Raw genomic sequence first — 18,440 nt, 5'->3', positions numbered from 1 at the left:
GTGAGGTCATTCGGGCCACGTCATAAGTGCCTTCGCTGGTCCTCTCACTTGGTTGACGGTTGACGGTTGACGGTTGACGAATGGGAAAGCTCAGCTACTCGCAGCTCGGTGAGCTGCTCGGAATCAGCAAGCAAGCGGTGGCCAAGGCGGTCAAAGCAGGCATGCCGGTGGACTCTTTCGAGGCCGCCGACACGTGGCGCAGGGCCAACCTCGATGTCAGCCGCACCAAGGCCGCTCGGGTCGATGTCAGCGCGGGGCCTTCGGGGCGAGGCGCTGATGACGCGGGCGACGACGATGGGCCGCAGTCCTCGGATGATGACGCCTACAAGCGCGCCCGCACCGAACGCGAGCAGATCCGCCGTGACCGGGAGCAGCTTGAGCTGGACCGCGAGCGCGGGAGCCTCGTGGACAAGGCTGAGGTCGCGCGGCTGCGATTCACCGAGTTCAGGGCGCTGCGCGATTCGCTCGGCCACATCGGCGCGCGGGTCAAGGATGCGCTGAGCGTCGAATCCGACCCGCTGCGCTGCGAGCAGATCGTGACCAATGAGCTGGAACGCGCTCTGAGCGTCTTCGCAGACCAGATCCTGACGCGCGGCGTCATGCAAGACGATGACGACGAAGACGACGGCGACGGCGAAGGGGGCTCGGGCGTCGATTGACGCGGTGCGCCGGGCCATCTCGGACGCGCTGCGACCGGACGCCAAGGTGCTGGTCGATCAATGGGCCGAGGACAACCGGATCCTGCCGCCAGACACACCGGAGCCAGGGCCCTTCCGCAACACGCGGACGCCGTACCTGATCGACATCCAGCGCACGATGTCCCCCGGCAGCCCGTTCCGCGAGGGTTGGTGGCAGAAGCCTCACCAGGTGGGCGGGTCTGTGTCGGGCGAGAACATGATCGGCGCTTGGGTCTGCGCGGCGGCCGGCTCGCTCCTCGTCGTCTTCCCAACGCTGGACGACGGGAAGCAGTGGGAGCTGCAGCGCTTCGAGCCCATGCGCGCGAACACCGCCGCACTGCGGAAGCGCATTCGGTCGGGCGGCGAGAAGGGGAGCGGCAACACCAAGATGCGCAAGCGCTACCCAGGCGGCGTCATGCGTCTGGTGGGTGCGAACCGTGTCGGCGCTCTGAAGTCGGCGACCTATCGCTACATCAAGTTTGAGGAGTGCGACGAGTACCCCGCTGACATCGACAACCAGGGCGGAACGATCAGCCTCGCGACCGCGCGAGCGGCGAACTTCGGAAACCGGGCCAAGATTTACGGCGACTCCACCCCGACGGTGGAGGGCGCGAGCAACATCGCCGCGAATGTGAAGCGCGGCGATCAGCGGAAGTGGTACATGCACTGCCCAGACTGCGGTCATCCGCAGACGCTGGTGTGGTCGCAGATGAAGTGGCGCGACGGCGACCCAGATTCGGCTGCATACGCATGCTGCGAGTGTGGCGCGCTGAACAACGAGGCAGCTTGGAAGGCTCGGAACTACGCGCCGCGTGCGCCTGGGATGAGCGAGGCGGAGGCCAAGGCCGCGGGACTCGCGTTCTGGGAAGCGACGGCCGTCGGCGAGCCGGGAGTGGCGAGCTGGTTGGGGTTGAACGCGATGGGGGCTCCCCTCGGGTGGCGACCGTGGCCCCAGCTGGTGATCGACTGGATTGCTGCGAAGGGTGACGAGAACAAGCTGAAGACCTTCACCAACAACATGCTGGGGGAGACCTACAGCGAGACCGTTCGCAATCAGGTCGGTGCAGGGGACCTGCAGAACCGCGCAGAGGCTTATGAGTTGATGACCTGCCCGCAAGGCGGCTTGGTCGCTGTCGCTGGCGTGGACACGCAGGACAACCGGCTTGCCATCGCGATTCGCGCCTACGGCCGTGGCGAGGAGAGCTGGGGCATCTGGCACGGCGAGATTTTCGGCAGCCCCGCTCAGCCGGAGACTTGGGCCAAGTTGGCTCAGCTGCTGGAAGCACCGATTACGCACGCAAGCGGTCAGGTCATGCGGGTGGATGCTGCGGCCATCGACGCAGGCGGCCACCACGCGGAAGACGTGTATGCGTTCACGCGCGCGGCGAAGCTCCGCGGCAAGCACTGGTTCGCGATCCGCGGGGCGAAGGCTTATGACCATCCGAAGCTCGGGCGGCCGAAGACCTACGAATACACGTGGCGCGGCAAGCCGGTCCCTGGAGGCGCAGAGCTGCGCTGGGTCGGAACGCAGGCCATCAAAAACCTGATCGACGGCCGCCTGGCCATCGTCGAACGCGGGCCCGGCTACTGCCACATGCCTCTCGGCTTCGGCGCCGACTACTACCAGCAGTTGCGGGCGGAGCGACGTGTCTGGCGCAAGGACGGAAAGACCGGCAATCGAGTGCTGTGGTGGGAGTGTCCTAGCGGGGTGCGAAACGAGGCATGGGACTGCGAGGTGTACGGCTACGCCGCGTACCTCTACACGATGAGCGGTCAGCACGCCGAGACCGTCTGGCGGGCGCGCGAGCAGCTGTTCGCGCCGCGCCACCCGGATCTGTTTGACCAGCCGACAGGCGCGCTGCCGGTGCAACTGGTTGCGCCGCGCGTGCAACCGACTGCGCCTGCGGTGCAACCGCGAGCAACCGATATGCAAACGCCTGCACCTGCGAGTGCGGCGCATGCGGTGCCGGCTGAGGGGCGGCATACGGCTCCGCCAGAGCGAGTCGTGGAGCCGGATCCAGAGCCGGAGCCCGAGCTGCAGGTCATCGACTTCAGCGCCGTGCGGCAGTACGCAGCGGCGCCATCGCCACCTCGCCGGTCGCAGTCCAGCTTCGTGCGCAGCTGGGCCTCGGCCGGTGTCTAGACCTAGGAGAGCACATGCAACAGAACATCATTGCGGGCGACACGCTCAGCTTCGCCAAGAACTGCACCGCCTATCCGGCGAGTGCGGGCTGGCAGCTCCTCTACACCCTGATTCCCCGAGCGGCTTCGGGACAACGGATCAACTTCGACAGCCAGTCGGAGGGATCGACGCATCGCGTCAATGTTGCCGCGGCGGTGACGAAGGATTGGGCGCCGGGCGCCTACTCGTGGGCGTGCACGGCTGTCGATGGCATCAATGTCTGCACCGTCGAGCGCGGTCAGTGCGTGATCGAACCCGATCCGCGGGAGGCCGCCGCGGGAACCGACAGTCGGAGCCTCGCGCGCCGAGCGCTGGACGACGCTCGCGCCGCTATGGCCGCATGGTCGCCCACGCGGCGCCGCTACAAGGTCGGTGATCGCGAGCAGGAGTTCAACAGCGCGCAGGAGATCCTGCGAGTGATCGGCTACTGGGAGCGCGAATGCGCGCGTGAAGAAGGGCGACCGCTCGGTGCCCGCATCTACTTCGGGACGCGTTGACCATGGGCGGCTTCAAGACGTTCAGCGAGCCCGGCAGCAGCATCCTGCGCGACTTCCGCGCCGCCATGGAGGCGCGGCGGCAGACGGGTCAGCCGATGGCCGCTCCGCTGCGAGCGCAGCGCAGTTTTGCAGCTTCCCAGTCCACGGTGCTTTCTGCGGGATGGCCAACCTGGGATGCCTCCATAAACAGCCTGTTGCGCAGCGCGCTGCCGGTGCTCAAGGCTCGCAGCCGGCACTGGTCTCGCAATACTGGCCAGGGCCGTCGCTTCCTGAACCTCGTGCGCAATGGCGGGGTGGGGCCTGCAGGCTTCCCGCTGCGGATGCAATGCGGGGATTGGGTCAAGGATGCCGACGGCTACAAATGGAAGCTGGACAAGCTGGCCAATGACGCCATCGAGGCTGCTTGGATGGAGTTCTGCCAAGCGGGCAACTGCGACGCATCGGGGAAGTTCAGCTTCGGCGAAGCCTGTCGCCTGCAGCTTGAAATGGTCGCTCGGGATGGTGAGTTTCTGGGCCGGCATCTACGTGGCGCACCCAACAAGTGGCGCTATCAGGTTCAGCTGCTCGCGACCGATCGCTTGGACCACAGCGCCAACGCCGATGCGTTGGGCTCGGGCAATGAGGTGGTGCTGGGCGTGGAGCGCAGCAGCGTGGGGCGCGCTGAGTTCCTCCATGTGCTGCGGGCCAACCCGCTCGATGCCCGGGCCACGCGCAATGCTGAACGAGTTCCGGCCGGCGACATGCTTCACGGCTTCGTGGCCATCGACCCGGAGCAAGCGCGCGGCGTGCCGTGGTCGCATGCGGTTCTGCTGGGCTCGCACATGCTGGCGGGCTTCTCGGAAAGCGCGGTGTTTGCAGCTCGTGCGGGAGCCTCGCAGATGGGGTTTCTGCAGCAGACGGCCGGTGAGGGCGGGCCGCTTCGGCCCGAGGAGCTGGGCGTCAAGCCCGACGCCGAGGGCGACCTTAGCAAAGAGCTGCGCCCTGGCGCTGTGGATCTGCTGCCGCCCGGCGTCACGTTCGTGGGATTTGATCCGAAGTATCCGAGCGATGCCTTCGGCCCCTTCACCAATGCGGTGAAACAGGACATTGCGGCCGGCCTCAACGTGGCCCATCACAACCTCAGCGGTGACATGAGCGGCGTGAACTACAGCTCGGCTCGAATCGCTGAGCTGGGGGAGCGCGACGGCTGGCGCGGTGTTGCGCACTGGTTCATCGGGGCATGGGTGCTTCCCGTGTTCCGTGAGTGGCTGCAGCTGAGCCTGTTGGCCGGAGCGATCCGGCTACCCAGCGGCGCGGCGCTTCCAGCGAGCAAGCTGGACAAGTACCTGGCCGGAGTGCAGTTCCGCGGCCGAGGTTGGGACTGGGTGGACCCGCTCAAGGAGGTCAATGCGGCGCGCATTGCTCGGGAGGAGGGCTTCATCACGCGCACCCAGGTCGTGGCAGCGAAGGGCGGCGACTTCGAGGACAACGTGGCCGAGCTGGCGCAGGAGAGCGAGATCCTGGCCGCGCACGGCGTGACCCTGGGGGCGGCTCAGGTCGGGCCGCCGCCATCCAAGGCGGCCACGGCCGCTGCCAACCCTGAAGAAGAAAAGGAGCTCGAAGAATGAGCAAGTTCCAGCGCGCAGCCCTCGTGGCTGCAGCCCTGGCGATGGCAGGCCCTGCCGTGGCCGAGCGGGCCATGGCTGCCCCGGTCGGCGAGACGCCGCAGCAACTCGCTGTGCGACTGCATGCGTCCGATGTGCTGCGCCTGTACGCCAAGGTCGACAAGGAAAGCATTAACGAGGAGGCACGAACCGTCGAGATCGCATGGGCCAGCGAGGCGCCCGTGCCGCGCTGGTTCGGCTTCGAGGTGCTGGACTGCACGACCGACAGCATCCGCCTTGCGCGCCTCATGGATGGTGCGCCGCTGCTGTTCAACCACGACCGCGATGGCCTCATTGGCGTGGTCGAAAGCGTCAGCATCGGCGCGGATCGCGTCTGTCGCGCAGTGGTGCGCTTCGACACCTCTGAGGAGGCTGAGAAGCGCTGGCGCCAAGTTCTCAACGGCGTGCTGCGCCATGTCTCGGTCGGCTATGCCGTGTCCGCGATGGTGCTGGAGTCCGATGAGGAAGGCATCCGCACCTACCGAATCACCGATTGGGAGCCTTACGAGCTGTCCATGGTGACCATTCCCGCCGATCACTCGGTGGGCGTCGGCCGCAGCGCCGACCTCTTCACTTCCCCCTCCGCGGCCACGTTGGCCACGACTGCAACCATTCCCGCAACGCCGAAGGAAAACCGTTCCATGCCGCAACCGATTGAAAACCCGACCCAGCCGACGGAGAACGCCGATCTGGCCCGCCGTGACGCCCTCCTGGGCCTTGGCCAGCGCTATGCCGCCTACATCAACATCGCCGACGTGCAGACCGCTTGCCGCGAAGGGCACACGCCCGAGCAGCTGCAGGAGCTGGTGATCCAGCGCATGACCAGCAAGCACAGCGACACGCGGAACGCGCACATCGGCATGAGCGACAAAGACGTGGGCCGCTACAGCGTGGCTCGCGCGGTGGCCGCCATGGTGACCGGCGACTGGAAGGCGGCCGGCCTGGAGCGCGAAGCCAGCGAAGCCGCTGCCAAGATGTTCGGCGGCACCTCGCGGGGCCTGCTGCTCCCGATGGACGTGATGAGCCGTTCGTTCAACGTGGGCACCGCGGCCGAGGCCGGCAATCTCGTGCCCACGTCGCTGCGCGACGATATGTTCGCCGACGTGCTGCGGAACCGTCTGGCCATGGGCCGCCTGGGTGCCACGATGCTGTTCGGGCTGACTGGCAACGTGGATCTGCCGCGCAAGACTTCGGGTGCTGCGCTGAGCTGGCTGACCGAAGTGGCCGGCGCCGCGACCACCCAGGTCAACACCGGCAAGGTCAGCCTGACGCCCAAGCGCATCGGCGGCGTCATTGAGTTCAGCAAGCAGGCGGTCATCCAATCGGCGATGGCGGTGGAGCCGCTGCTGCGCCAGGATGTGATGTCCGAGTATCAGGTGCAGTTCGAGACGGCGGCCATCAACGGTTCGGGCGCTGCGGGCCAGCCGCGCGGCCTGCGCAACACCAGTGGCGTGGGTTCGGTCGTGGGTGGCACCAACGGTGCGTCGCCCACCTGGGCGCATGCCGTGGCCTTGGAGAGCGCCTGCGCCAACGTCAACGCCGAACCGGACGCACGCAGCGGCTACCTCATCAACACGCGCTCGCGTGGCACGTTCAAGACCACCCAGAAGGCGGCCAATCTCCCCTTCATCTGGGAGAACGGGAGCACGCCGCTGAATGGCTACCGCGCGGAGGTCACGAACATCGTGCCCAACGGCCTGACCAAGGGCACGAGCGCAGGCGTGTGCAGCTCGCTGATCTTCGGCAGCAACTGGGAAATGTTCGTGATGGCCCAGTTCGGCGCCATCGAGCTGCTGCTGGACGAGGTGAGTCTGGCTGCCAACGGTTTGAACCGCCTGCTGCTGAATGCCTTCGTCGATACGGGCGCGCGCCGCGCGGCCGACTTCTCGGTGATGGACGACGCGCTGGCCGGCTGATCGCCCGAGGCCGCGTTCTGAGCCGGCTGCCGTCGTTTGACGCGACGGCCGGAAGACCCTTTCTTTTCTCGCCCGCCCGGCTTCGCCTGCGCGGGCTTTTCCATTTGGAGACCTCTGATGTTCCAACAGTCCGCCAAGCCCGTTGACCTGATCGTCATCGAGCCCACCCGTATCGACGCGCAGCCCATCGAGGCTGGCACGGTGCTCAAGCAAGTCCCGCCCGACCTCGCCATGGAGCTGGCTGCAGCTGGCAAGGTGCGCGTCGCCACCGAGGAGCTGATCGCCGAGTATCAGGAGCGCGCCAAGGCCGCCAAGAAGCTGGCCAACGCCGAAGCCGGCAAGGTGGCTGACGCCCAGGCTGCCGCCGACGAGCGCATGGCGACCACCGTGGCCGCGGCCGTCGCCGCGGCGTTGCAGGCTGCCGGCGTCGTGCCGGCGAACCCGGCCAAGGGCTAAGACATGGCGGCCGGCGAGACCGACGCGGATCTGCTGGAGCTGATGAAGTTGGAGGGAACGCCGGCTGAGCTGGCCGGCGCCCCGGTCCTCGGGATCTTCGAGGAGCCCACGGCGGTCGATGCCCTTGGCGGTTTCGGTGTCGCCGCGAGTCGGCCTCAATATCGCCTGCCCAGCTCCGTTGTTCCGGCGAACGTGACCGATGCGCCGCTGCAGCTCATGCATCGCGGTGACTCTCGACGCTTTGCAGTGCGCGAGCACGAACCCGACGGCACTGGCCTGACGGTGCTGAAGCTCAGCGAGGTCGCATGAGCGCGTCCGGCTTCAGTGACGTGACGCTCGCCGCGAAGCGGGCACTTCAGGCCGAGCCGGCCGTGGCGAACGGAAACGTCCGTCGCGGCCAGCCCCGACCGCTCCAGAGCGGGCAGTCCTCCGCCGCCCTGGTGTTGCCGGCTGTCGCCCAGGGCGACGACGAGCACACGGCTGGACCGCGGGACTGGCGCACCACCGTAGTCGTGGAGCTGCAGGCGCGCGCTCAGCCCGGCCAGGAGCCTGAGGACGCCCTGGACGTGCTGCTGTGCGATGCATATGCCCGACTGCTGCGCCTGGGTGACTTCTGCCCTGCTGTGGTGGAGGCCATGGGCGCCCCGCGCGTTGAGTGGGACATCGCTGAGGCGGACACCTCCATCGCGACCGTGCGGCTCGCGTTCACCGTGCTGCATCGAACGCAGCCGGGCTCGCTGCTCTCCGACACCTGACCAACCCATTACCCAAACGACGATGAACACCAAGACTCGTATCGAGCCCACCGAGGGCAACCCCGAGCCGCTGCCGCCCGTCGGCGGCCAGTGGATCCGCGACGAAGACGGCGGCCTGCGGCCGTCCGATCAAGCGACGGCGGAGGCGGCCGGCCTGGACTGGCGGGAGCAAGTCGCCGTCACCGACGGCGCGGAGGTCGCGGACACCGCGGCAAAGAAGCGCGCACGCTGATCTAAAGAAGGAGCAACAGAATGCCCCGCTATACGCGAAAGTCCGCCATCCTGGCGGCGAAGGAGGCCACCGTGGGCGTCGATGCCGCCCCGACCGGCGCGGCCAATGCGCTGCTGGTCTCCAACCAGAGCATCAACCCGCTCAACGCGACGAACGTGGACCGCGACAACGTGCGGGCCTACTTCGGCGGCAGCGAGCAGCTCGTTGGGACCGCCTACAAGGAGGTCTCCTTTGACATCGAGCTGGCTGGCAGTGGCACCGCGGGCACCGCGCCGCCCTGGGGCGCGCTGCTGTGCGCGTGCGGCTTCGCAGAGACCACGGCGGCGACGCCTGCCCGCATCGAGTACACGCCCATCACGGACAACGTGCCGAGCGTGACCATCTACTACTTCATGGATGGCGTGCTGCACAAGCTGCTCGGTGCCCGTGGCAACTGCGAGATCAGCGCAGGCATCGGCGAGATCCCGAAGCTGAAGTTCACCTTCCAGGGGATCGACGGCGGCGACACGGTGGCGGCCACGCCCGCCACAACGCTCAGCGCGTTCAAGACCCCCGTCGTCATCAACGATGCGAACAGCGGCGACGTGACGCTGGGCGGCACGCTGACGGCGGGCGCCGTGACCGGTGGTCAGGGTTACCCGGGCAAGGGCCTGTCGCTCAGCCTGGGCAACGAAGTGCAGTTCGTCCCGCTGACCAGCGGTGAAGGCATCGACCTGACGGGCCGCGCGGTCAGCGGCAAGGTCTCGCTGGACCTGACGCCCGCGCAGTACGTGGCGGCCATGGCGGACGTGAAGGCCAACGTGGTCAGCGCCCTGTCCTATCAGTTCGGAACGCAGGCCGGCAACACGGTCCTGCTGTTCGGCCCCGCGGTGCAGCGGTTGAGTCCGAACTATGAGGACTACAACGGCCGCGCCATGGCCAGCTATGACCTGCGCTTCGTGCCGAAAAGCGGCAACGACGAGCTGCGTCTGATCCTGCTGTAACTCCCGCCGCTGCGAGGCGGCTTCATCCACATCCATCGGGCGCACAGGCGCCCAGCTGCGCGGCCCCGGCGATCTGTCCGGGGCCGCTGTCGTTTCAGATTCTCAGGAGCATCTATGTCTTACAAGTTCGCCGTCGCCCCCATCGTCAACGTGCCGGTCCGCCTCGTCGTCAATGACGGCGAAAAGCCGACCACGTTCAAGTTCTCGCTGCAGTGCGAGCGCCTGAACCAAGCCGAGGTCTCCGAGCGCGTCAAGGACGACAGCCAGACCGTCAAGGACTTCATGACCGACGTGACCAAGGGCTGGACCGGCCAGACGCTGGTGCTGGAGGAGAGCACGGGCAAGCCGGCCGACTTCTGCGCTGACGCGCTGGCGGCTCTCTTCAACTTCCCCGGTGCGGCGTTCGCTGCGTATCAGTCCTACCTGAAGGAGTTCGGGGCTAAGGAAAAAAACTAACCGAGACCGGCCGGCTGCTGGCGCGCGGTGAGTTGCAGCTGGGCGGTGAGGTGGAGCAGCAGAAAGGGGCGGTCGCGGATGCGCTAGCTGCTCTCGGTCTGGTGCTGGAGGAGGGGGACGCCGCGGCGCGGGAGCGCGAGTGGCACCTCTGGCCGGAGTGCTTGGATGCATTCGAGCTGTTCCTGGCCCTGCAGACCCAGTGGGTGGTCGGAATGGCTGGTCCGGTTGGTCTGTCGTATCCGAGCGTGGAGGCGCTTCTGCGGCTGCGGGGGCTCAAGACGCGGGAGCGCCGAGAGCGCTTCGCCGAGATCCAGTGCCTTGAGCGCGGATGGATTCAGGGCTGGCGCCAAAAGCGGGAAGCCGCGCAAACCTAGGAGGACAACGGGTGTCCGAGATCAAGTACCGATTGGCGGTGGACCCTTCGGGCCTGCAGACGCAGCTGACCGGCGTGGAGCGCATGTTTGGCTCGCACTCGGCGAGCGTGTCGCGGGAGCTGGATGCGATGCGTCTGGCAAGCACGCGGTTCGGAACGACGCACGTGGGCGAGGCCGCCCGGGCCATCGAGGCGACTGACCGTCTCGCTTCTGCCGTTGGCAAGGTGGGCACCGTCACGGGTGCGGTGCTGGGCGGGGTGGGGCTGGGGCAGGTCACCTCGGTGCTGTCGGGGATGGCGGATGAGCTGGCGGGAATGGAGGGCCGGCTGAAGCTGGTCACGAGCAGCTCGCGCGAGTATGCGCAGGCGCAGGAGGACATCGCGCAGATCGCCGAACGTCAGCGAGCTGGCTTGACCGAGATCGGCGGCCTGTATACGAAGACGGCCAGCGTTGCGTCTGACCTTGGCGCGAGCCAGAAGGATGTCGCGAAGTTCACCGAAGCGGTTGCCGCGTCCCTTGTGCTCAACGGCACCAGCGCGCAAGAGTCTGCGGGCGCAATCCTGCAGCTTGGCCAGGCTATCGGGGGCGCGAACCTGCAGGCGGAGGAGTTCAACAGCATTCTGGATGGCGCTCGACCCCTGCTGGCTGCAGCGGCTCAACACATCGACGGCGCTGGCGGCAGCGTGTCCAAGCTCAAGGAGCTGGTCAGCGAAGGAAAGGTGTCGAGCAAGGAGTTCTTCTCCGCGGTCGTTCAGGCGAGCGAGGAACTGACGCAATCCACCTCCAAGCTGCCGCTGACCATCGGGCAGGCGACCACTCTGCTGCGGAACGACGCGCTGCGCCTCGTCGGCGACTTCGACAAGATGACCGGAGCCAGCCAGCTCGTAGCCGAGGCTATTCAGGGCCTTGGCGCGCATCTGGACGTGTTGGCGGTTGCTGGCGCAGCGGTCGCTGGAGTGATGGCCGGCAAGCTGCTGCAATCGCTGGGCAGTTCCATCGTGGCCAAGATCGCGGATCGAGCCGTCACGCTTGAGCTGGCCAGGGCGACGGTGCTTCAGACTGAGGCGGCAGTGGCGCAGGCCATGGCACAGGTCGGAGCGGCGCAGGCCATGAATCTTGGCGTGGGCAGCGCAACGGCCCTGGCGGCAGCTGAGCTGCGCCTTATGCAGGCCCAGACGGCGCGCGCGGCAGCTCAGGCCGGGCTCAACGCGGCGACGACCGCGGGCGGCATGGCTGCCTCGCTGGCGACCGGTGCCGTTGGTCTGCTTGGTGGTCCTCTCGGCATCATCCTCACCTTGCTCAGCGCGGGTGCGGCGGCGTGGGCGTTCTGGGGCAATTCCAGCAAGCAGGCGACGGATGTCGCCGCGTCCCTCAGCGACAAGCTGGATGAATCGGTGAAGCGCTTGGAGCGCGAGGTGGAGCTGCTGCAGAAGCGAAACATGCTGGTCGGCAGCGGCCAGAAAGGGCTCGCGGCCGGGTCCGATGAGGATGTCCTATCTATCGTGGCGGCCCGGGCTCGGCTGGTCGAGCTGGAGGGGGAACTGGCCCAGCGCCGTGGCTGGAACGCTTCCACGCTTGATCTGGAGAATGAGAAGTACGCGCTCAACCTGCACCTTGGCAGGATGAAAGCCCTTGCCGAGGAGAAGGACCGCCAGAAGGCCATTGCCGACGAGAGGGAGAACGGGGACAAGCGGACGAAGTGGCTGGCCCAGCTCGGCGACAAGGCCGTGCAGCTGCAGCAAGAACTGAAGAAGGCGCGCACCGACTTCAACGGGGTTGTCCCGCCGGATGTGGAGGCTGCCATCCGCAAGAAGTTCGCCGAGCCGGTCAACAAGGCGGCGGCGGACATGGTGAAGGCGGGGACCAAGCTCTACGGCGACTTGACTGCCCAGGGCGGAGGGCTCGCAGCGGACTTCGCCGAGAAGTGGGACAGCCTGAGTGCGGCGTACCGCGCCAACCGCATCAGTGTCGTGCAGCTGGAGCAGGCGCAGCGCCTGCTGCTGGAGCAGCAGCCTGCCATAAAGGCAAGCATGGAGGCCGAGCAGAAGGCCGCCCAGGCTGCGCGTGAGGAGGTTGAGAAAACCTACTTGGCGACAGTCAAGGCAGCTGAGCAGGATGCCAAGCAGGCGGTGGAGCGCCTCGCGGCGCTGCAGCTGGAGGAGGCCGGGCTGGCGCTTGCGACCCGCGCCAACATCACGCTGGCCGAGGCTGTCGAACAAGTGCAGATCGCGCGCCTGCAAGAGGCGGCAACGGTAGCGCGCTCCAACGGCGAGCAGGAGCGCCTCGATGCAATCAATGCTGAGATCGCTGCTCGGCAGAAGCTGGCCAAGCTGGCGGGTGCGAAGGAGCTTCGGGAGCAGGGGAAGGAGGCGGCAGAGGCGCTCAAGCAGTATCTGGGCAAGGACATCGGTACAGACCTGGCCGCAGGCTTCGACAAGGCGAGCCAAAGCCTGGGCCAGTTCGTCGCGGGCGTGCGCGGGTTGGTGGACGTGCAGCAGGCGCAGGCGCAAGCGATGCGAGACAACCTGAAGGCGAACGGGAGCGACTGGTCTAAGTTCGCCAAGGTCCAGCAGCAGATCACCGACAAGGGGACCACGCAGCAACTGAACGCATACGGGAACATCGCTGGGGCCGCGAAGGGCTTCTTCAAAGAAGGGACGAAGGGGTACTCTGCGCTGCAGAAGGCGGAGCAGCTGTTCCGTGCCTTCGAGCTGGCGATGTCGGTGAAGGCCATGGCGCAGCGTCTGCTGGAGGTGACGACCGTCACCACGGCCAAGGTGGCCGGCGATCAGCTCGCAGCCCAATCGAGCATTGCATCGGCGACGCAGCAGGTTGCGGCGAACACCGTCGCCGGGCAATCCGCGGCGGTGGCTGGTGTGGCCAATCAGGCGATGGGTGATCCCTACTCGGCAATTCCGCGAATGGCGGCCATGGCGGCCATCATGGCGGCGCTCGGCTTCCTCGTCGGTGGTATCGGTGGGGGATCGAAGGCGGACCCCGGCAACACGGGGACGGGAACGGTCCTGGGTGACAGCTCAGCCAAGAGCGCGAGTATCACGAACGCCATCGAACACTTGGCCAAGAACAGCGACGTGTCGCTGCGTTACAGCCAGGGCATGCTCTCGGCGCTCAACACCATTGCGAGCGGCATCAGTGGCCTGTCCGGCCTGATCGTGCGTGACGGCAATCTCACGACCGGTGCGAACTTTGGCGTTCAGGAGGGGACGAAGCTGCCGGGCTTCATCTCCAACCCGGCGCTGGCGGGCGTCCTGGGCGGGGTCGCCGGCGTCGCCGTCAGCCTCGCGAGCAAACTGCCCGTGATCGGCAAGGTGATGGGCTCGTTGTTCGGTTCAAAGACCAGCGTCAACGCGACCGGCCTTTACATGGGCAATCAGACGTTGGGCAGCATCGTCAACGACGGGGCAAGCCTGCAGAACTACATCGACGTCACCAAGAAAAAGAAGGCGTTCGGCGTCACCTACAGCAGCAAGTCGAGCACACAGTTCTCCAGTGCGGACCCGTTGCTGCAGCAGCAGTTCGGTCTGATGTTCCAGCAGTTCTACAACGGCATCGAGCTGGCCGCGCAGCCGCTAGGTGCCAACCTCGATGAGGTTCGCAAGCGCCTCTCGTCCTTCGTCGTCAGCATCGGAAAGATCGACCTCAAGGGCCTGACCGGCGAGCAGATTCAAGAGAAGCTCACAGCGGTGTTCGGCGCTGCGGCCGACAACATCGCTGGCGCTGCATTGCCGGGGCTCCGCGACTTCCAGAAGGTCGGGGAGGGCTACTTTGAGACAGTCGTTCGGGTGGCTTCGGGTGTCGAGTCGGCAAAGTCCGTCCTTGATCGCTTGGGCGTGTCCGCGATCGCGTACACGAACATCGCGAACAAGCAGGGCGACGTGGGCACCGAGGTGATTCGCGAGAGCCTGCTGGCCTGGGAGCATGCGCGATATGGGTTGACCACTGGCGTCGGTGACATCGTGGAAGCGTTCAGCGGGTCTGCGGATGAGCTGGCGACCCTGTGGGGGAGCTTGGCCGGGATGCGCGATGGGCTTCGGGCTATCGGCGTCGATGTTCGCGCCCTGGGGGTGGAGATGATCCGCGGTGCCGGTGGCGTGGATGCCCTCAACGATGGACTGCAGACCTACTTCGACAAGTTCCTGACGGAAGGTGAGCGCACCTCGGAAATGTCACGGCGGTTGTCCGAGAAGTTCTCGGCGCTCGGGCTCTCCATGCCGTCCTCCATCGATGGCTTCAGGCAGCTCGTGCAAGGGATCGACACCAGCACGGCGGCGGGGCAGGAATTGTTCGGTCGAGTCATCACGCTTTCCGGCAGCTTCTCCGAGCTGCAGGACGCGCTGGCCGGCGCGGCCGAAGCCTCCAGCCAACTCGCTGCAGATCGCCTGCAGCTGGAAAACGAGCTGCTGCAGCTCCAGGGCAATACCGCGGAGCTGCGGCGTCGCGAGCTTGCTGGCATGGACGCGAGCCTCCGGCCTTTGCAGGAGCGCATCTGGGCGTTGCAAGACGAGCAGGCTGCTGCGCAAGCCGCAGCTCAGGCGCAGCAGCAGCTGGCCAGTCAGCGCGAGAGCTTGGAGGGCCAGCTGCTGCAGCTGCAGGGCAATACCGCCGAGCTGCGGCGCCGCGAGCTGGAGAAGCTCGATGCGAGCCTGCGGCCTCTGCAGGAGCGCATCTATGCACTGCAGGACGAGCAGGCGGCGGCCCAGGCTGCGGCGCAGGCGCAGCAGCAGCTTGCCAGCCAGCGCGAAGGGCTGGAAGCTCAGCTGCTACAGCTGACGGGCACGACTGCGGAGATCCGGGCTGCTGAACTGGCCAAGATGGATGCGAGCCTGCGGCCTCTGCAGGAGCGCATCTGGGCCATTCAGGACGAGAAGGCGGCGGCGGAGGCTGCGGCTGAGGCTGCGACGCGAGCAAGCGAGGCGTGGGAGCGTCTGGGCGACGGGATCGAAGACGAGATCAACCGCATTCGCGGGCTGCTCTCTGACAGTCCGGGCTCGAGTCTGACCACCCTGCAGGCGCAGTTCGCGATTGACTCCGCGGCAGCTCGCGCTGGGGATCAGGAGGCAGCGGCTCGGCTTCCGCAGCTCAGCGGATCGCTGCTGGAGGCTGCGGAAGCGAGCGCGAGCAGTTCTGTGGAGCTGCGTCGACTGCAGGCGGCCACGATGGCCAGCCTGGAGGCGACGCTGGCCGAGGTTCGCGCTCGGCAGCAGCAAGGTGCCGTGTCTGCAGCTGTTATCGCCCAAGGGGCTGCAGGCTATGACGCGTCCTTGATCGCAGGCGGTGCCTCGGCCGCGGCGTCGCCGAATGACGAGCTGCTGCAGGAGGTTCGCAAGCTGCGGGCCGAGGTGGAGCAGTTCCGTGCTGAGCAGGAGGCTTCGCAGTTCGCCATCGCCTCCAGCACCCAACGCGCTGCCAAGGTGCTTGAGCGCGTGTCCCCCGCGGGGGATGCGCTGGTCACGAGGGAAGCGGCGGCCTGACCTACAACCGCCCGGCTTCGGCCGGGCTACTTCTTCAAGCCATGAAAGTGATCCGACCTATGAAGGTCACGGACGCGGCGCTGCTGCGCAGCAACGTGCCCGAGACCGATCATCCCGCCTGGGCGGCAGCCACGACCTACAAGAAGGGCGACCGAGTGGTGGTGGCAGCAACCCATCGGCGATACGAAAGCCTTGTCGATGGCAACACCGGCAAGGCTCCGGCCACAACCCCGACCGCCTGGGTGGACGTTGGCGCAACGAATCGCTGGGCGGCGTTCGATTCGGCGGTCGGTACCACGACCTCGATGCCGGCGCTGATCGACATCACGATTCAAGGCGAAGGGCGAGTGAATGCTGTCGCCGTGATGGACATGGAGGCGACCAAGGTCCGCGTTCGCGTGACCGACAAGGTGGATGGCTTGGTCTATGACCGCACCGTCGATCTGGTCAGCACCAGCGGCATCAGCGATTGGTACGCGTACTACTTCGAGCCGATCCTGCGGCGTCGCGATCTCGTGCTGTTCGATCTGCCGCCCTACAACGACGCGGAGGTGCAGATCGAGATCATGAACAGCGAGGGCGACGCCAGCGTCGGCGTGGTCGCTCTTGGTCAGCAGCACGAGCTGGGGGATACAAAGTTCGGCCTCAGCCTGGGGATCACGGACTACAGCGTGAAGGAGCGCGACAGCTTCGGCGAGTGGCGCGTGGTGCAGCGCCCTTACAGCAAGAAGGTGCGTGCGCCGATCCGCATCCGTGCTGGCGACGTTGATCGCGTCTTCCGTCTTCTGGCGCAGTACCGCGCGGTACCGCTGGTCTGGGTGGCCACGGCGATCTATGACGCCTCCATCGTCTACGGCTATTACAAGGACGTGGACATCGTGATTTCCGGGCCGAAGTGGTCCGACTGCTCCCTTGAGATCGAGGGGCTCATCTAATGCCAATCTACGACATTACCGACCTCCCACCAGCGCCGAGCCGGCAACAGTCACCGGACGCCTTCGTGCTCGCCGCTGACAAGCACGTTGCGTCCCTCACCGTAATGGTCAGAGAACTCAACACCGCCTTTGACCAAGTGGATGCCAGCGTGGCCCGGGCTGATGCCGATGCGGTTGCGACGGCGGCAGACCGCGTGGCCACGCGAGCAGATCGCACTGCGGCGCAAACCAGCGCCGAGCTGGCGGCGGGGTATGCCGGCGCAGCACCGTGGGCAGCCGCAACGGTCTATGCGGCCGACGCGGTTGTCTACTCGCCGTCGAATCGCATGCTGTACCGACGCAAGGCGGCCGGAAGCTCGGCCTCTGATCCGGCTGTGGATGCGGCGAACTGGGCATCGGTCATCTTGGCCGTCGGAGGGAATGCGGTCTGGCACGCTGGAAACTTCAACCCTTCGAACTACCTCCCCATCTCGGGCGGAACTCTGACCGGTGCCCTGGCGGTAAACGGTGCGCTCACTTCCACAGGTGCGGTGCAAGCTGCAGGAGCCTCGGGCTTTGTCAGCGCGTCCTACGCCCCGAACCAGCGCAATCCGATCTGGCGATTCGGCAACGCGGACAGCTATGGCCTTAGTTACTTCCAAGGCACTTCCGGGTGGGGCGGTGACGATTCCATTGGCGTGCATTTCGGCACCCCGACTGGCAGTGGATCGAAATTCGTCTTTCGCATGACAGGGGATTTCTACGCGGCTGGCGCGATGTACGCCGCGGGTGGAAAGGCCGTTTGGCATGCAGGGAACTTCAATCCAGCCAACTACGCGCCTCTAACTAATCCCAACCTACCCGGGACGCTGGAGGTCGTCGGTGCGACCTACCTGCGGGGTGACCTTCATTCTTTGAATGCCAATGGCGATGGCTGGGTCAAGGTCATGGAACGCAACGGCGGCAATCCTCGGCTGAACGCTGCCGAGTGCTTCATCGGGACCAACGGACGGCTCATGTTTGCCCCAAATGGCACGTGGGGCGGCGTCCTTGCAATCGGCGGCGACGGCGCGAATGGTCTGACGCGCACAGACAAATTGGCGACCGTAACGGTGACTAACGGCAACCTGCATATGGATGCCGGGACTGGACGCGGGCTGCATCTGAACTGGTACTCGGGTAGCGGAATCCTCATCGGCAACGGCGCGAGCCAGCAGATCGTCGGCATCGACACGGCCGGCAATGTCAACATCGCTGGTCGCCTGGACGTATCGAATGGCAAGCCAGTTGTCGCCAATCGCTTCACCGTCGGCAACATCAATCCCGATGATGGAGTTGCTTGGAGCGCTCCGTGGTATGGACTCGGGTACATAGCGAACCTGTTCGGCAATAGTGGCAACGCCGTCCACCTCGCTGGGTATTACGGTCTTCGCATGCGGTCTGCAAGCGCAACGCTCGATGTCCAGAATGACGGGGTTACTGCCGTCACTTCCGGTGCAAGCTCATACGGCATGTTGCAGCTGTTCGGGACGGCGGGCAACGATCAAGAAATTTCCTTGCACTTCCGCGCATCCACCGAGCAGCGAGATAACGGGTGGACCATGGGGCGCTATGCCGACCGGTTCTTTTGGTACAAGAACGGCGCCCAAAGAATGGGCCTCTTCAACGATGGCACGCTCGGCGTCAGCGGTCGCATCTTCGGCAATGACGTGAACCGCGCCGGGAATGGGCTGGGTCGCATCACTGTTTCGACGGGCACGCCTTCCGGAGGCGCTCAGGGCGATATTTGGGTGATGTACTGATGGCTCGCGCGCTCCACTTCAATGATGGTGCCGTCTGGCGCCGCGCTCGCTCGCTCTGGGT

Annotated in this window: 15 protein-coding genes; all 15 read left to right on the top strand. The window is 66.1% G+C overall.

The genetic code is table 11. The annotated features are described in order from the left end of the window. Positions 1 to 80 precede the first annotated feature (80 nt). The 15 genes from AC1VNM_RS15415 to AC1VNM_RS15345 all read left to right on the top strand — a co-directional run bounded on the left by AC1VNM_RS15415 (position 81) and on the right by AC1VNM_RS15345 (position 18,379). Positions 81 to 659, top strand: a complete 579-nt coding sequence (locus tag AC1VNM_RS15415; RefSeq protein ID WP_483107472.1) for a hypothetical protein — start codon at positions 81 to 83, stop codon at positions 657 to 659. Continuing rightward, entirely contained in the window at positions 610 to 2,820 is a 2,211-nt protein-coding gene (locus AC1VNM_RS15410; RefSeq protein ID WP_483107471.1) for a phage terminase large subunit family protein, read from the top strand. Before AC1VNM_RS15415 ends, AC1VNM_RS15410 begins: the two co-directional genes overlap by 50 nt. Before the next feature lie 14 nt (positions 2,821 to 2,834). Next, complete coding sequence (locus AC1VNM_RS15405; RefSeq protein ID WP_483107470.1) at positions 2,835 to 3,356, top strand: hypothetical protein; 522 nt, start codon at positions 2,835 to 2,837, stop codon at positions 3,354 to 3,356. A gap of 2 nt (positions 3,357 to 3,358) precedes the next feature. Next, positions 3,359 to 4,963 carry a phage portal protein gene (locus AC1VNM_RS15400; protein ID WP_483107469.1) on the top strand — a complete coding sequence of 535 codons (1,605 nt, stop codon included), beginning with the start codon at positions 3,359 to 3,361 and terminating at the stop codon, positions 4,961 to 4,963. Continuing rightward, the gene (locus AC1VNM_RS15395; RefSeq protein ID WP_483107468.1) at positions 4,960 to 6,915 is read left to right on the top strand and encodes a phage major capsid protein; all 1,956 of its coding nucleotides are present in this window, start codon (positions 4,960 to 4,962) and stop codon (positions 6,913 to 6,915) included. Before AC1VNM_RS15400 ends, AC1VNM_RS15395 begins: the two co-directional genes overlap by 4 nt. A gap of 117 nt (positions 6,916 to 7,032) precedes the next feature. Beyond that, the gene (locus tag AC1VNM_RS15390) at positions 7,033 to 7,371 is read left to right on the top strand and encodes a hypothetical protein (protein ID WP_483107467.1); all 339 of its coding nucleotides are present in this window, start codon (positions 7,033 to 7,035) and stop codon (positions 7,369 to 7,371) included. Between the two features lie 3 nt (positions 7,372 to 7,374). Next, entirely contained in the window at positions 7,375 to 7,680 is a 306-nt protein-coding gene (locus AC1VNM_RS15385) for a head-tail joining protein (protein ID WP_483107466.1), read from the top strand. Next, entirely contained in the window at positions 7,677 to 8,126 is a 450-nt protein-coding gene (locus AC1VNM_RS15380) for a hypothetical protein (protein ID WP_483107465.1), read from the top strand. Before AC1VNM_RS15385 ends, AC1VNM_RS15380 begins: the two co-directional genes overlap by 4 nt. Positions 8,127 to 8,148: 22 nt before the next feature. Continuing rightward, positions 8,149 to 8,358, top strand: coding sequence for a hypothetical protein (locus AC1VNM_RS15375; RefSeq protein WP_483107464.1), 210 nt, complete (start codon positions 8,149 to 8,151; stop codon positions 8,356 to 8,358). A 20-nt stretch (positions 8,359 to 8,378) separates the two neighbouring features. After that, a complete protein-coding gene (locus AC1VNM_RS15370; protein WP_483107463.1) occupies positions 8,379 to 9,341 on the top strand; it encodes a phage tail tube protein in 963 nt (320 codons plus the stop codon). A 114-nt stretch (positions 9,342 to 9,455) separates the two neighbouring features. After that, on the top strand, positions 9,456 to 9,797 hold the full coding sequence (locus AC1VNM_RS15365; protein ID WP_483107462.1) for a hypothetical protein: 342 nt from the start codon (positions 9,456 to 9,458) through the stop codon (positions 9,795 to 9,797). A gap of 32 nt (positions 9,798 to 9,829) precedes the next feature. Further along, positions 9,830 to 10,171, top strand: coding sequence for a DUF1799 domain-containing protein (locus tag AC1VNM_RS15360; protein WP_483107461.1), 342 nt, complete (start codon positions 9,830 to 9,832; stop codon positions 10,169 to 10,171). Positions 10,172 to 10,182: 11 nt separating this feature from the next. Next, positions 10,183 to 15,663, top strand: coding sequence for a tape measure protein (locus AC1VNM_RS15355; protein ID WP_483107460.1), 5,481 nt, complete (start codon positions 10,183 to 10,185; stop codon positions 15,661 to 15,663). Between the two features lie 59 nt (positions 15,664 to 15,722). Next, positions 15,723 to 16,598 carry a carbohydrate-binding protein gene (locus AC1VNM_RS15350; protein ID WP_483107459.1) on the top strand — a complete coding sequence of 292 codons (876 nt, stop codon included), beginning with the start codon at positions 15,723 to 15,725 and terminating at the stop codon, positions 16,596 to 16,598. Next, positions 16,598 to 18,379 (top strand): hypothetical protein, encoded by a 1,782-nt coding sequence (locus tag AC1VNM_RS15345; RefSeq protein WP_483107458.1) that lies wholly within the window; start codon positions 16,598 to 16,600, stop codon positions 18,377 to 18,379. Before AC1VNM_RS15350 ends, AC1VNM_RS15345 begins: the two co-directional genes overlap by 1 nt. Positions 18,380 to 18,440 lie beyond the last annotated feature (61 nt).

It is taken from the genome of Mitsuaria sp. MSU3D (genome assembly GCF_056867975.1).
This window is presented reverse-complemented; position numbering and strand designations above follow the sequence as displayed.

Bases quoted from the DNA above. Each gene is read 5' to 3' on its own strand.
- AC1VNM_RS15415 (WP_483107472.1), top strand. From the start codon at position 81: ATGGGAAAGCTCAGCTACTCGCAGCTCGGTGAGCTGCTCGGAATCAGC.
- AC1VNM_RS15410 (WP_483107471.1), top strand. From the start codon at position 610: ATGACGACGAAGACGACGGCGACGGCGAAGGGGGCTCGGGCGTCGATT.
- AC1VNM_RS15405 (WP_483107470.1), top strand. From the start codon at position 2,835: ATGCAACAGAACATCATTGCGGGCGACACGCTCAGCTTCGCCAAGAAC.
- AC1VNM_RS15400 (WP_483107469.1), top strand. From the start codon at position 3,359: ATGGGCGGCTTCAAGACGTTCAGCGAGCCCGGCAGCAGCATCCTGCGC.
- AC1VNM_RS15395 (WP_483107468.1), top strand. From the start codon at position 4,960: ATGAGCAAGTTCCAGCGCGCAGCCCTCGTGGCTGCAGCCCTGGCGATG.
- AC1VNM_RS15390 (WP_483107467.1), top strand. From the start codon at position 7,033: ATGTTCCAACAGTCCGCCAAGCCCGTTGACCTGATCGTCATCGAGCCC.
- AC1VNM_RS15385 (WP_483107466.1), top strand. From the start codon at position 7,375: ATGGCGGCCGGCGAGACCGACGCGGATCTGCTGGAGCTGATGAAGTTG.
- AC1VNM_RS15380 (WP_483107465.1), top strand. From the start codon at position 7,677: ATGAGCGCGTCCGGCTTCAGTGACGTGACGCTCGCCGCGAAGCGGGCA.
- AC1VNM_RS15375 (WP_483107464.1), top strand. From the start codon at position 8,149: ATGAACACCAAGACTCGTATCGAGCCCACCGAGGGCAACCCCGAGCCG.
- AC1VNM_RS15370 (WP_483107463.1), top strand. From the start codon at position 8,379: ATGCCCCGCTATACGCGAAAGTCCGCCATCCTGGCGGCGAAGGAGGCC.
- AC1VNM_RS15365 (WP_483107462.1), top strand. From the start codon at position 9,456: ATGTCTTACAAGTTCGCCGTCGCCCCCATCGTCAACGTGCCGGTCCGC.
- AC1VNM_RS15350 (WP_483107459.1), top strand. From the start codon at position 15,723: ATGAAGGTCACGGACGCGGCGCTGCTGCGCAGCAACGTGCCCGAGACC.
- AC1VNM_RS15345 (WP_483107458.1), top strand. From the start codon at position 16,598: ATGCCAATCTACGACATTACCGACCTCCCACCAGCGCCGAGCCGGCAA.